This window comes from Acinetobacter calcoaceticus, assembly GCF_900520355.1.
GTDB lineage: Bacteria > Pseudomonadota > Gammaproteobacteria > Pseudomonadales > Moraxellaceae > Acinetobacter > Acinetobacter calcoaceticus_C.
Map to the genome: position 1 here is coordinate 1,732,737 of NZ_LS999521.1, position 13,352 is coordinate 1,746,088.

General features: G+C 38.0%; 14 protein-coding genes. 5 read left to right on the top strand and 9 right to left on the bottom strand.

Features of this window, described 5'->3' with window-relative positions; all coding sequences use genetic code 11:
* Window positions 1-2 precede the first annotated feature (2 nt).
* Both AC2117_RS08315 and AC2117_RS08320 read left to right on the top strand, forming a co-directional pair.
* Window positions 3-674, top strand: coding sequence for a DUF2057 domain-containing protein (locus tag AC2117_RS08315; RefSeq protein ID WP_133973292.1), 672 nt, complete (start codon window positions 3-5; stop codon window positions 672-674).
* A gap of 78 nt (window positions 675-752) precedes the next feature.
* Window positions 753-1,277 carry a GNAT family N-acetyltransferase gene (locus AC2117_RS08320; RefSeq protein WP_133973294.1) on the top strand — a complete coding sequence of 175 codons (525 nt, stop codon included), beginning with the start codon at window positions 753-755 and terminating at the stop codon, window positions 1,275-1,277.
* Between the two features lie 12 nt (window positions 1,278-1,289).
* Here AC2117_RS08320 and AC2117_RS08325 read toward each other — a convergent pair whose 3' ends face one another.
* The 8 genes from AC2117_RS08325 to AC2117_RS08360 all read right to left on the bottom strand — a co-directional run bounded on the left by AC2117_RS08325 (window position 1,290) and on the right by AC2117_RS08360 (window position 6,971).
* Window positions 1,290-1,589 (bottom strand): cyd operon YbgE family protein, encoded by a 300-nt coding sequence (locus AC2117_RS08325; RefSeq protein WP_080593069.1) that lies wholly within the window; start codon window positions 1,587-1,589, stop codon window positions 1,290-1,292.
* The gene (gene cydX / locus AC2117_RS08330; protein WP_000270276.1) at window positions 1,590-1,691 is read right to left on the bottom strand and encodes a cytochrome bd-I oxidase subunit CydX; all 102 of its coding nucleotides are present in this window, start codon (window positions 1,689-1,691) and stop codon (window positions 1,590-1,592) included. It abuts the gene before it with no gap.
* Window positions 1,692-1,701: 10 nt separating this feature from the next.
* Window positions 1,702-2,847 carry a cytochrome d ubiquinol oxidase subunit II gene (cydB, locus tag AC2117_RS08335; protein ID WP_133973296.1) on the bottom strand — a complete coding sequence of 382 codons (1,146 nt, stop codon included), beginning with the start codon at window positions 2,845-2,847 and terminating at the stop codon, window positions 1,702-1,704.
* Window positions 2,844-4,430 carry a cytochrome ubiquinol oxidase subunit I gene (locus tag AC2117_RS08340; protein ID WP_133973298.1) on the bottom strand — a complete coding sequence of 529 codons (1,587 nt, stop codon included), beginning with the start codon at window positions 4,428-4,430 and terminating at the stop codon, window positions 2,844-2,846. Before AC2117_RS08340 ends, cydB begins: the two co-directional genes overlap by 4 nt.
* Entirely contained in the window at window positions 4,430-4,624 is a 195-nt protein-coding gene (cydP, locus tag AC2117_RS08345; RefSeq protein WP_133973300.1) for a cytochrome oxidase putative small subunit CydP, read from the bottom strand. Before cydP ends, AC2117_RS08340 begins: the two co-directional genes overlap by 1 nt.
* A gap of 383 nt (window positions 4,625-5,007) precedes the next feature.
* Window positions 5,008-5,616 carry an OB-fold-containig protein gene (locus AC2117_RS08350; protein ID WP_042896065.1) on the bottom strand — a complete coding sequence of 203 codons (609 nt, stop codon included), beginning with the start codon at window positions 5,614-5,616 and terminating at the stop codon, window positions 5,008-5,010.
* 25 nt (window positions 5,617-5,641) lie between these two features.
* Window positions 5,642-5,950, bottom strand: coding sequence for a Rieske (2Fe-2S) protein (locus AC2117_RS08355; protein ID WP_133973302.1), 309 nt, complete (start codon window positions 5,948-5,950; stop codon window positions 5,642-5,644).
* A 16-nt stretch (window positions 5,951-5,966) separates the two neighbouring features.
* Window positions 5,967-6,971 (bottom strand): adenosine kinase, encoded by a 1,005-nt coding sequence (locus AC2117_RS08360; RefSeq protein ID WP_133973304.1) that lies wholly within the window; start codon window positions 6,969-6,971, stop codon window positions 5,967-5,969.
* A gap of 111 nt (window positions 6,972-7,082) precedes the next feature.
* On the opposite strand from AC2117_RS08360, the gene AC2117_RS08365 reads away from it, so the two are divergent.
* The 3 genes from AC2117_RS08365 (at window position 7,083) to AC2117_RS08375 (ending at window position 11,969) form a co-directional block, all read left to right on the top strand.
* Window positions 7,083-7,532: a GNAT family N-acetyltransferase gene (locus AC2117_RS08365; RefSeq protein WP_133973306.1), complete on the top strand. Its 450-nt coding sequence runs from the start codon at window positions 7,083-7,085 to the stop codon at window positions 7,530-7,532.
* A 325-nt stretch (window positions 7,533-7,857) separates the two neighbouring features.
* Window positions 7,858-10,797 carry an insulinase family protein gene (locus tag AC2117_RS08370; RefSeq protein ID WP_197731009.1) on the top strand — a complete coding sequence of 980 codons (2,940 nt, stop codon included), beginning with the start codon at window positions 7,858-7,860 and terminating at the stop codon, window positions 10,795-10,797.
* A gap of 20 nt (window positions 10,798-10,817) precedes the next feature.
* Window positions 10,818-11,969, top strand: coding sequence for a phospholipase A (locus AC2117_RS08375; RefSeq protein WP_133973308.1), 1,152 nt, complete (start codon window positions 10,818-10,820; stop codon window positions 11,967-11,969).
* A 41-nt stretch (window positions 11,970-12,010) separates the two neighbouring features.
* On the opposite strand, the gene AC2117_RS08380 is transcribed toward AC2117_RS08375, so the two are convergent.
* Window positions 12,011-13,348, bottom strand: a complete 1,338-nt coding sequence (locus tag AC2117_RS08380) for a TrkH family potassium uptake protein (protein ID WP_133973310.1) — start codon at window positions 13,346-13,348, stop codon at window positions 12,011-12,013.
* Window positions 13,349-13,352: the final 4 nt, after the last annotated feature.

Sequence of the window (13,352 nt, forward strand, 5' to 3'; positions counted from 1 at the left end):
AGATGACTTTAAGATTAAGCGTTGCTGCAATTGGTTTGTTACTCAGTGGTTCAGTATTTTCAGCAGTTACAATTACAGCACCAGAGGAAATTGTAATCCTTGCGGTGAATGGTCAAGAAGTCAATTCTGGGTTATTTCGTTCATCTAAAAATAACTATAAAGTCGATGCGGGTGAAACCAGCTTAAGCGTGCGTTACCAAGAATATTTTGAACATTTAAATGGCGAGCATGACATTGTTAAATCTGGCGTAGTCACAATTCAAACACCTACATTGCAAGATGGGAAAACTTATAAGCTTTCGATGGTAGATGTGCCTAAAGATTATGAAAATGCGAAAAAGTATGCTGAGCAACCAACGGTTGCTTTGTATAGTGCAAATAATGAATTAATTGTGAAACAAACGGGTGCAAACAATGAAGCAAAACCATGGTTTGCAACTGGCTTATTGGGTAAAGTAACTGACTTTACGACTAAATCATCTAAACCACAGCCTGAGGCGGTGTATGTAGCGGCTAAACCTACTTCCGCTCAGGTTGTGGTACCAGCTCCAACATCTATGCCAGTAACGGGTGTAGCCCAAACCAATGATCAACGTTTAGTTGAAACTTGGCAGAAAGCCTCAAAAGCTGAGCGTCAAAAATTTATGGCATGGTTAGCTGAACAATCAAATTAATTAATTGCTATTTAAAATAAAGCCGATTTAATATCGGCTTTATTTTTAGAATTTTTATAAATAGCCTAAGTATATTTTATGACTAATTTAAATTTCCGTTTAGCTCAATTCGCTGATATTCCAAAACTCGTAGATTTAATTAATAAGTCTTATCGAGAACAACAAGGTAGAAGTTGGACAACTGAGCTTGAGTTTGTAAAAGGGCAACGTATTACAGAGCACCAATTAGAAGAACAGCTACAACTTTCGAATTCGACATTATTGGTAGGGGAAAGTAACTCTTCCAAAATTGTTGCATGCATTGGACTTACATTTGAAAACAATCAGGTTGAGGTTGGGACGTTCTGTACAGATCCTCATGTTCAAAATATGAGAGTGGGTCGCTCTGTTTTAGAATATGCGGAGCAATATGCATTGAAAGAAGTTCCTTGTCTGCTCAATGCCGTAATGTATGTGCTAGATGTACGTTCAGAGTTGATTGCTTATTATGAACGACGTGGATATATAAAAACGGGTAATGAACAGCCATATCCAGTTGAAGCAAATGTAGGGGTACCAATAGTACCTATTAAATTAATTGAAATGAAAAAAGACCTCAAATGAGGTCTTTTTTGTTTAGGTTAGAAACCAGATGTAGTAGCCTAAAAGCATGAGAGGCCATGCTACCCATGGACTAAATAACCATTTCCATAACCAGAAGTTTGGTACAAAACCCACTCCATAAATAAAGCCACCAGAAATACCAATCATCACTAACATGAGTTGACTATGATTGTAGTGTCCGTTTGCATCTAACATGAGTGAAGGGTAAACAAGCAAAATTGCAGCAAGAGGCAATGCCAACAGAAATGAAAGGGCCATTGCGAATGCTTGAACTTTTCGATGATTTGATGCTGTCATTGCTTTTGCCATGATTTATTCCTCATCTAAATTTTGATGATGTTCGATATAAAGTGCACTAAGTACACCTGCAAAACATGCCATCAAAATGCCAAGGATCCATGCGAAATACCACATTTGCTTCTCCTTAATACAAGCTATGCGAGTTTGACTCGATGTGTTTGTTGGTAATGACGCCCCACATTTTGTAATAAGACCAACTGGTATAGATCAAAATGAGTGGTACAAAAATGCCAGCCGCTACAGTCATAACGCCTAAAGTAAGGTGGCTTGAGACAGCATCCCACATCGTCAAGCTAGAATTAGGATTAATACTAGATGGAAGCAAGAACGGAAATAGGGCAAAACCTGCGGTTAAAATCGCTCCTACAATCATTAAACTTGTGCCAGTAAAACTTAAGCCTGCTTTTGCTTTTGAAGCTGCAATAATTGCAATGATTGCGCCTACTATTGCAAGAACTGGGGCAACTTTAGTAATTGGATAGGTACTGTAGTTGTTCATCCAGCCAGGGTTGTTATTTGTAACTACCTCTTTTGCTAAAGGGTTGAGTGCAACATTTGGATCAATAGCAACTGCATAGCTATAACCCGGTACTTGCCCAAAATACAGCCATGCCCCAATAACAAGAAAACAAGCTAAAAATATAACTGCCATGATCTGAGTTGCTTTGGCAGAACGTTGCTTTAAAGCGTTGTCTGTTCGTAACATGAGCCATGCACCGCCATGGGCACAGAGCATAGATAGACTGACAATGCCGCAAACTAAGGCGAACGGGTTTAAAAGAGCAAAAAAGCTGCCAGTATATTCAGAGCGTAAAGTGTCATCTAAACCAAAAGGTAAGCCTAGAAACAAATTACCAAAGGCTACACCGAACACAAGCGCTGGAACAGCACCGCCAATGCATAGGCCCCAATCCCATGAATTACGCCATTTGGTGTTTTCAAGTTTTGAACGGTAATCGAAGCCGACTGGTCGCAGGAAAAGTGCGAATAAAACCAACAGCAGTGCCCAATACATACCAGAGAAAGCTACAGCATATACCATCGGCCATGCGGCAAATAATGCACCACCAGCGGTAATAAACCACACCTGATTGCCATCCCAGTGCGGTGCAATAGTATTGATAGCGGCACGGCGTTCGTTATCAGTTTTTCCAACGAAAGGCATGAGGGCCATAGAACCCATATCGAAACCGTCAGTGAGAGCGAACCCGATCAGAAGTACGCCAACTAACACCCACCAAATGATTTTTAATAGTTCATATTCAATCATGATAAAGCCTCCCCATTAACAGCTGTTTTCGGTTCCTGCTTTTCAAAATGGTATTTACCAGTGTGGAGAGAGCTTGGCCCTAAGCGAGCGAATTTGATCATTAAATACATTTCAATAATTAAAAGAACTGTATAGAAGGCAGCTAAAGCAATTATAGAACCCCATACATCACCAGTACTTAAGCTAGAAGTAGAGAGGTGGGTTGGTAAGATTTCACCAATAGACCATGGTTGACGACCGCCCTCAGCTACATACCAACCTGTTTGGGCAGCAATCCAAGGAAGAGGCAGTGCAAACAATGCATATTTCAGTAGCCAAGGTTTATTTTCGGCATTTCTTTTTGCTACCGCCCAAGTTGCTAAAATGAATAAAAGCAACATTAAGAAACCTGAAGCTACCATTGCACGGAAAGAGAAGAAGAGAGCTGTAACATTTGGAACTGTATCTTTTACAGCGGCTTGAATGTGTTGCTCTTTCGCATCAACTACATTTGGTTCATATTTTTTAAGAAGAAGGCCATAACCTAAATCTTTTTGATTTTTTTCAAATGAAGCCAATAACTCGGGTGAACGATCACCTGCACGAAGTTTTTCAAGCTCAGCGTAAGCAAGCATCCCGTTACGAATGCGAACTTCGTGCTGTTGCATGAGATCTTTAAGCCCAGTAACTTCTTTGGTTGTTGAACGGGTTGCAATTAAACCTAATGCATATGGAATTTTAACTGCATAATCTGTCCGCATTTCTTCATGGTTCGGTATACCAAATAAAGTAAATGGAGCTGGAGCAGGGTGAGTATCCCATTCAGCTTCAATTGCAGCCAGTTTGGTTTTTTGAACATCACCTAATTCATAGCCAGATTCATCCCCGAGTAAAATCACTGAAAGTGTAGATGTAAGACCGAAAATCGCAGCAATTGCAAATGAACGACGAGCGAAAGGAAGATCACGTTTTTTAAGCAAGTAGTAGCTTGAGATAGCTAGTACGAAAATTGCACCAGTTACATAGCCTGCTGATACAGTGTGAACGAATTTAACCTGAGCTACGGGGTTAAAGATAAGCGCGCCGAAATCGACTAATTCCATACGCATCGTTTCAAAGTTGAATGCAGCACCTACTGGGTTTTGCATCCATCCATTAGCTACTAAAATCCAGAGCGCTGACATGTTAGAACCAAGCGCAACTAACCATGTTACTCCTAGATGCTGAACCTTACTTAAGCGGTCCCATCCAAAAAAGAATAAGCCAATAAAGGTCGACTCAAGAAAGAATGCCATAAGGCCTTCGATTGCTAATGGTGCACCAAAAATATCACCGACATAATGTGAGTAATAAGCCCAGTTCGTTCCAAACTGAAACTCCATGGTTAAGCCAGTCGTTACCCCTAACGCAAAGTTAATACCAAATAGTTTTCCCCAAAATTTAGTCATATCTTTATAAATTTCTTTACCAGAAATGACATAGGTGGTTTCCATAATGGCAAGAATAAAAGCCAAACCTAAAGTTAAAGGGACGAAAAGAAAGTGATACATGGCGGTCATTGCAAATTGAAACCGCGAAAGATCAACCACGCTTTCAGAAATCATCAACGTGTCTCCTTAATGTGGGAAATGTTATCGCCAGCAATATGCTCGGCGACCTGATTGTCGAAATTTTTGGGGATGGTGGGAGCATCAAACCAAATGTGTTTAATCGTTAAAAGAAGCACTATTTTTATTATTAGAATAATAGTGATTTCTTTAATTAAACGACTATTAAGATTTTGAAAATTAAAGCTCATAAATTAAACCTCATTTGATATTAATTTCATTATTAGTCAAAATATAATAAAAATAAACAATAAATATATTTTAAATAAATATTTAAATAATTAGGTTATAAAAAACAAATACTTAATATTTAAAAAATAATACCATACTAAAATAGTTTGAATTGATTGTTAAATCCAACTAAAACACTTGTAAATAAAATTATTAAGTTGATTAAAATGGTTTTTTTTTGAATTTAATTCCGACTAAAATAGTTGTGTATAATAATTTTTAGTTTATTTCAAACTAAAATGGTCGGAATAATAAATAATTAATTAAAAAAGAAAATAATAAAATAAAGGCGTAATAAAGCCTGCAAAAAGCAATAAATAATAGACTGTAAAATTATTAAAAATTAATCGGGTGCGAAAAGATCGTTTGATATAGAGATTTTTTTGGCCACATAGTGGCTTTTATGCACTCTGACGAGAATGACTTGGGAATGTAATTCGAGTTCGCCATATTCCGGTTCTACTTGAACGTAGTGAAGTTGACCAAATTCATCACGTACGCGTGCTTGAGCAGAAAAGCCTGGTCTGGCATTACCACTAGAAATGGTCGCTAATCGCCCTAAAAGGTTATAATTGGTATGTGTAAGCTTCGGCTTAATCACTTGGTCAAGGCAGTGAATCATGAACACAGTAAAAAAGATTGCGATCACAAGTGCCGGGACGATTAAATAAAATGGTGAAATAAAATAATGCTGTATTGCGAAGAAAGAGAGTTGTAAAAAGTAACCTGCATAACTGAAATTGATGAGTAAAAAAACAAAAATTAGAGCTTTAGAAAATTTAACATTAAGTAGCGGTGAGTTAGAAAGCCAATCTGGTGCAATTTTTTTAAGCAACTGACTTGGACGGAGTCCAATATACATACCAATGGTTTCTACCACGCTGAGTAATATCAAAGCCACCACACTTAAGTGAAAAGGCATAAGATAATAATTAAAAAAGAAATCAGCCATGGCAGAAACTCTAATGTTGATAGTCTCAGTCTACGATATAGATACCGCCATCTGAATGTACTTCAAGCTCAACTTTATTTAAAAAATCACCTAAACATGGTCCTGAAATACATTCGCCTGTTTCCACAGTAAATAAGGCACCATGAGTAGAGCATTGAATGTATTCTTGATCTTGGTCAAGAAATTGATTTTCTAAATATTCAAGCTCAGTTTGTAAGTGAGGGCATAAATTCTGATAAGCATAGAATGCGCCGTCACGTTGCGTAACGAAAATAGTAGTTCCTTGTAAAGTGTCAAAAGCTCTAGCTTCACGCTCAGGAACTTCTTCCGTCATACAGATCCTTTCCATTTTAAGCACATTCCTTCTGAAAATTTTCAAGAAGTTTAGCATAATCATTTACAGCTAAACGTGGTCCGAATTGAGAGACTACTTCACTCGAAATTAAGATGGCTAACTGAGCCGCAGCATTCAAATCTTGATGATAATTGAGGGCATAAAGGAATGCGCCTGCAAATGCATCGCCTGCGCCATTTGTATCAACGGCTTCAACATGACGTCCCGCAACATGGAAGTGCTGAGTTGGGTTAGAAACTAATGCACCTTTGGCACTTTGTGTAATGACTACGGTATGATTTTTAAAACGTAATTGAGCAAGAGCATCTTCTACAGACGTTGTATTGGTATACATTAAGGCTTCTTGCTCATTACAAAATAGTAAGTCTACGCCATCATCCATGAGCTCTTCCAAGCCTTCACGAGCGTATTGCACCATGGCAGGGTCTGAAAGAGAGAGGGCAATTTTAACGCCATTTGCTTTTGCAATTTCTCTTGCTTGTTTTACAGCTTTACGAGCCGTTTCACTTGTAGAAAGATAACCTTCAATATAAAGCCATTTTGCTGTTTTTAATGGTTCAAAATCGATTTGATCTTGAGACAGTTCAGCCGTAATACCCAAATAGGTGTGCATCGTGCGTTCAGAGTCAGGGCTAATTAACACCATACAGGTACCAGTTACACCTTCACTGATCGATTTTGGTGTGGTCTGGATGTTAGCCTCATTTAGACCTTGTAGGTAAATTTCCCCTAAATCGTCATGACCAACGCGGCAACCATAAAAAGCAGTTCCACCTAATGCACTAAAGGCTACAGTTGTATTTGCTGCTGAACCGCCACTTGCTTGACCTTTGTAGTCTTGGTGCTGCTTTAACTCTGCATAAAGAGCAGATTGAGTGTCACCATCGGACAACTGCATTGTGCCTTTTTGCAAACCTTGTTGACTAAGAAAATCATCAGACACTTTAAATTCTTGGTCGATTAATGCATTACCAATTGCAAAAAGATCTACAGTTGCCATATGTGTTGTCACAAATAAAAAAATCAGGTTGATAAGTTTACACCATTGCTTGGATTTGCTGTAGTTTGTTGAATAAAATTCAGTTAATTCAAAAATAGTGGAGAAATATTGTTGTTTAAATATGCTTTAGATCAGTTTTTAATACAAAAAATTGATGAGTTGCCAGAGCAAATTATTGAATTAAGCTTAGTTTCTCAGAATGAGGGTTTTAGATTTATCAATAGATTGATAGATGAATATCAATCTGGCCAGAACTGTTTTGATCAAGAAGGAGAAGCTTTATATAGTATGCAATATGCTAATCAGTTAATTGCCATTGGTGGAATTAATACTACTCTAAATAAAGACATGGGTAGGTTGAGGCGATTTTATGTACATCCTGAATACAGACGACATGGTATGGGTGAATTATTACTTAGAGCTATAGAAGAGCATGCTAAAAAATATTTTAATGAAATAGTTTTATATACAGACACTCATAGAGCAGCTGCTTTTTATAAGAAAATGGGATATTCCGAGACAAATATACCGAATAGTAATTTTTCAAAAAGAATGAAATGAGTTCTTTAATATTTAAAATCTAATCGTAAGTATGCCTTTGAAACTAAATAACCTATTCATCGGAATTACTTTGTTTGGGGCTTGGTGGGGCAAATAACTCAAATTGATGGGCTTTTTTATTTATTGGGTAGCATATACATAGAATTAAAAGCTTTTGTTCTGGTAGGATAAACATTCATGGCTATGTGCTTGATATCAAAGCCGTGCCAATGAAAACTAATACTCAACAAAAACATAGTATTTTACTTGGCTTTTGTTCGCCAATCTCAAGCTGACTCAGGCTATAATGAGACTTATTCACTTATCCGATATGTTAGGAGATCACATGACTGTAGATGTCACTGAAACCATTTCTCAAACTGTTCACCCTGCGTTTCAGTTGCTACGTCAGCACCATGTAGAAGCATTAGATATTTTAGTATCTGAATATAAGCATAAAGTGACAGGTGCGGTGCATTATCACTTGGCAACTGATTATGACGAAAATGTATTTCTTGTTGCTTTTAGAACACAGCCTATGGACTCTAAAGGTACTGCACATATTTTAGAACATACAGCTTTGTGTGGGTCTGAAAAGTTTCCAGTACGTGATCCGTTCTTTTTAATGATTCGTCGTTCTTTAAATACTTTTATGAACGCATTTACAGCAGCAGATTGGACAGCATATCCATTTGCGTCTCAAAATAAAAAAGATTTCCAAAACTTACTTTCTGTTTATCTTGATGCGGCATTTGCTGCCAATTTGAATCCACTTGATTTTGCTCAAGAAGGTATTCGTATTGAACTTGAAAATGATCAACCTGTTTATAAAGGTGTAGTTTTTAATGAAATGAAGGGTGCCATGAGTGCGCCGTCTGACCAACTTTATCATCAGTTGGCTCATCATTTATTTCCTGAAACCACCTATCATTACAACTCAGGTGGCGACCCGAAAGATATTCCTGATTTAACGTATGAACAATTAGTCGATTTTTATAAGGTACATTACCACCCAAGTAATGCTGTATTTATGACCTTCGGGAATCAAACAGCGTATGAGTTGCAAGAGCAATTTGAAAAACTAGCTCTAAATAAGTTTTCTGCGGGTACAACTTTATATTCTAAGCCTGAAAAACGTTTAGCTGCGCCAATTGAAGTAACAGAAAATTATGGCGTTGATAGTGATGATTTAAAAGATAAAACTTATCATGTCTTATCTTGGTTATTACCCGAAGCAAATGACGTTAAATTGCGTTTGGGAATGCGTTTAGTTGAAGGGATTTTGTTAGAAAATTCAGCTTCACCACTGCGCCATTATTTAGAAACGTGTGGTTATGCTCAATCAACAGGTCCATTAATGGGCGTAGACGACAGTAATTTTGAAATGACTTTCTACTGTGGTGTTCAAGGTTCAAATCCTGAACATGCGCAAAGCTTTAGAGAGGGTGTTTTAAATATTCTGCGTGATGTTGCTGCAAAACCAATTGATAGCGATTTAGTTGATGCAATTTTGCATCAGATTGAATTACATCAACGTGAAATTAATGGCGATGGTACACCATACGGTTTAAGTCTAATTTTAAATGGCTTGAGTGGTGCGATTCACCATAATGACCCAATTCAAATTTGGGATGTTGACAGCGCAATTGCACAGGTTAAAGAAGAGTTGAAAGACCCAATGTGGTTATCAAATCTGATTCAAACACATTTGCTTGATAACCCACATCGTGTGCAGATGACTCTAGTTCCAGACCCAACCAAGTCTGTAAAAGAACAAGAAGCAGAAAAAGCCCGTTTAGCTGCTATTGGTGAAAAACTAACAGATGCTGATAAGGCTGAAATCATTGCTAATACCAAGGCTCTAGAGGAACGTCAGGATACTCCAGATAATCTTGAATTATTACCAAAAGTAGGCTTAGAAGATGTACCTGCTGACTTGCATATTGTACAAGGTCAATTACGCGAAATTCTTTGCAATCGCATGGATACGCCGTTGAATTTGTATCATGCTGGTACGAATGGTATTTACTATCAACAAGTGCTTATTCAAATTCCTGAAGATATTGTGAAGTCACCGTATTTCAATTTGCTTTCTATCTTGATGGGCGAAGTGGGTGCAGGTGAATATGACTATCTTGAACTACAAACCTTACAAACGGCTGTAAGTGGTGGTTTAGGAATGGGCGCTTCATTACGTAGTAAAGTTGATGACAAAGATAAAATTAGTGCTTGGTTAACGTTAACGACTAAGTCTTTGACTCAGAAGTTTGATGCTATTCATTTATTAAAATTAGCATTTGAACAGCTCCGATTAGATGAGAAAGAGCGCATTATTGAGTTATTGCAACAACGTAAAACACGTTGGCAATCTCGCTTATCTGGAGCAGGTCATAGCTACGCAATGCAAATCGCATCACGTAATATGAGTGCTTTGGCTCAACGTGATTATCAAAACACAGGTTTAGGCGCATTAAACTGGTTAAGTGAGCTTGTTGCTAAAATTACTCAAGACTCTACTGCATATGATGATCTGATTGCAGAATTAAAACGTATTCATCGTAAATTATTGCAAGCGCCTAAACAGTTCTTGCTGGTATGTGAAGAACATCAGTCTGAACGTTTAGTTGAAGAAATCCAAAATGTTTGGGATAAATTAAACGTTGATGCAACTGCAACAGAGTTAACTCATGTAGAACAGGTAAATGATAATAATCATGAAGCATGGTTAATTCAGACAAATGTTCAGTTCTGTGCTTCGGCTTATCAGGCGGTGGATGTGTCGCATCCAGATGCAGCTCCGTTAATGGTATTGGCAGCTTATTTACGTAATGGGTTCTTACATAGTGCCATTCGTGAGAAAGGCGGTGCGTATGGTGGTGGAGCAAGCTATGATGGGAATGCATGTTCATTCCGTTTCTATAGTTACCGTGACCCACGTTTAGCAGAAACTTTTAAAGACTTTGAAGCAAGTGTGCAATGGTTATTAAATGCGGAACAACAGCCTCATCAGCTTGAAGAAGCGATTCTTGGACTTGTTGCAAGTATGGATAAACCAGGTTCACCAGCGGGTGAGGCGATTACTGCATGTTATGCATTGTTGCATGCAAGAACACCAACTTTCCGCCGTACCTTACGTGAACGCTTGCTGCATGTAACATTAGATGATTTACAACGTGTTGCTCGTCAATATTTAGTTGAGCAAACTCCTGTAAAAGCTGTAGTTGCACCATTTGCAAAACGCGATGAGTTGCAGCAATCAGGTTTTACCATTCAACAAGTTAATTAAAATAAAAATTGGAGATGAACATGGCGTTCAGACAATTTGAACGCACATCTTTACAGCTAAGCATGGGTATCGTGCTTAGCTGTTTATGTGCGTCTGTGACATATGCTGACACCTTGGCACCTGTAACCCCTGCGACAGTAGATGCATGTGTTGCTCTTGCTTCGAATGCCGATCGTCTGGCTTGTTATGACTCTGTATTTAAACCGTCAGCTTTACCAGTTATTCAAGCTGCGGCTGTACCAGAGCCTGTTAAAAAAATTGATGCACCTGCTGTTCCACCTGAAACCTTTAAAGAGAAGATGGTAGATACAGTGAGTAATATCAAAATAATTGGTAAAGCCCCAAAACTTGAACCTACTACTTCTTTGCTAGATCAACGTTGGGAGCTGTCTGAAGAGAGTAAACTAGGGGTTTGGAATATCCGTGCTTATCAACCGGTCTATTTGTTACCAGTATTCTGGACCAGTGACAAAAATGAGTTGCCACATAGTCCAAACCTAAATAATACGGTGACAGAAGATCAAAATCTGAAATCAACAGAAAGTAAATTTCAGATTTCTTTAAAAACCAAAGCTTGGGAAAATATTTTTGGTAATAATGGCGATTTGTGGGTCGGTTATACACAATCTTCACGTTGGCAGACATTCAATGCTGAAGAGTCTCGCCCTTTCCGCGAAACGAATTATGAGCCTGAAGCAAGTTTAATGTTTAGAACAAACTATGAATTGCTTGGTTTAGATGGTCGTTTGCTTGGCGTTACTTTAAATCACCAATCAAATGGTCGTTCAGATCCATTATCTCGTAGTTGGAACCGCGTAATCTTTAATGTGGGATTAGAGCGCGGTAACTTTGCTGTAATGCTTCGTCCATGGATTCGTCTTGAAGAAGACAGTAAAGATGATAATAATCCAGATATGGAAAATTACATCGGTCGTGGTGATTTAACAGCATTTTATAAATGGAAGGAAAATGACTTCTCTTTAATGCTACGTCATTCATTGAAAGGTGGTGATGACTCTCATGGTGCTGTTCAATTTGATTGGGCTTTTCCAATCAGTGGAAAATTGCGTGGACATTTCCAGTTGTTTAATGGTTACGGTGAAAGCTTAATTGACTATAACCACCGAGCAACTTATGCCGGTTTGGGTGTATCACTCTTGAATTGGTACTAAGTCTTTACTCGTAAAAAGCCGCTTTAAAAGCGGCTTTTTTATTATCCAATTTGAATATTGGCTTGAGGGTGTTTGAGTCGACTTTTTTTCGGAGTGGCAATTAAATAAGCCAGTGTTAATGGGCCGAGTCGCCCAGCAAACATCAACAAACTTAAAATGAATAAACTACCATTATGTAGCTCTGGCGTGATTCCACGAGAAAGCCCTACAGTACAAGCTGCTGAAACAACCTCAAACAACAAATTCATAAAGTCTGCTTTAGGTTCTAAAAGCAAAATAATAAAGAATCCCATGAAAATGAGTATGCTGGTAATTGCAGTTACAGCTAAAGCTTTATACGTAGTTTCGTGTGCGACTGAATGATTAAATATTCGGATTTCATCTGTACGCCGTAAAAATGAAATAACACTGAGCACTAAAATTACAAAGGTTCCAACTTTAATTCCACCTGCTGTACTGAGCGAACCACCACCAATAAACATAAGTAGCATCATGAGTAAAGAGCTGCTATTGGTCATTGCGCCTGTATCAATGGTATTAAATCCTGATGAGCGCGGAACAGTGGCTTGAAACCAAGCATTTAATGCTTGATCACCTGTACTGAGCATTCCTAGGGTATGAGGGTTTTGAGCTTCTAAAGCCCATATTAAAATAAAAGCAGCAAGGTTAATAATTGCAATCGTTATGAGAATTAATTTGCTATTTGGAGTGAGTTTTTTCCATTTTTTATTTTGTTTAATGTCCATGAGAACCAAAAAGCCAAGCCCGCCCAATGTATAAAGTATGCTAATGGTTATACAAATAACATAATTACTTTGAAAGTTTATTAAACTATTAGAAAATAAGGAAAAACCAGCATTATTAAATGAAGAGATGCTATAAAAAATAGCATAATAAAGCCCACGCGCAAAACCGTAAGTCGGTGTAAAGGCGGTGGTGAGGATAATTGTGCCAATAAGCTCAAAAATTAGGGTATACGTGACAACGCCTTTGGCCACAAAAGTAACTTTTGATAGGCTTGTTTGCCCGAGACTATCTTGTGCCATCATTTGCTGTTTAAGGCCAACTTTAGGTGACAAACTTAATGCAGCCAATATGGCAAAAGTCATAAAGCCCAAACCACCAGATTGAATCAGCAATAAAATAATAGTTTGCCCGAATAGGGTAAAAGACTCATGAATATTTAAAACAGATAAACCAGTAATTGTGACTGCTGAGGTTGCTGTAAAGAGCGCATCCATCCAGCTTACATGACCCGTGTTGGCAAATGGCAGTTTTAGTAATAAAGTGCCAAAAATAATAAAGCCCAGAAACCCCAGTGCCAAGAGTGAAGGAGGGCTTAAATTTAATGTTTTATGGGGCTTGGGATATATAGACATATTT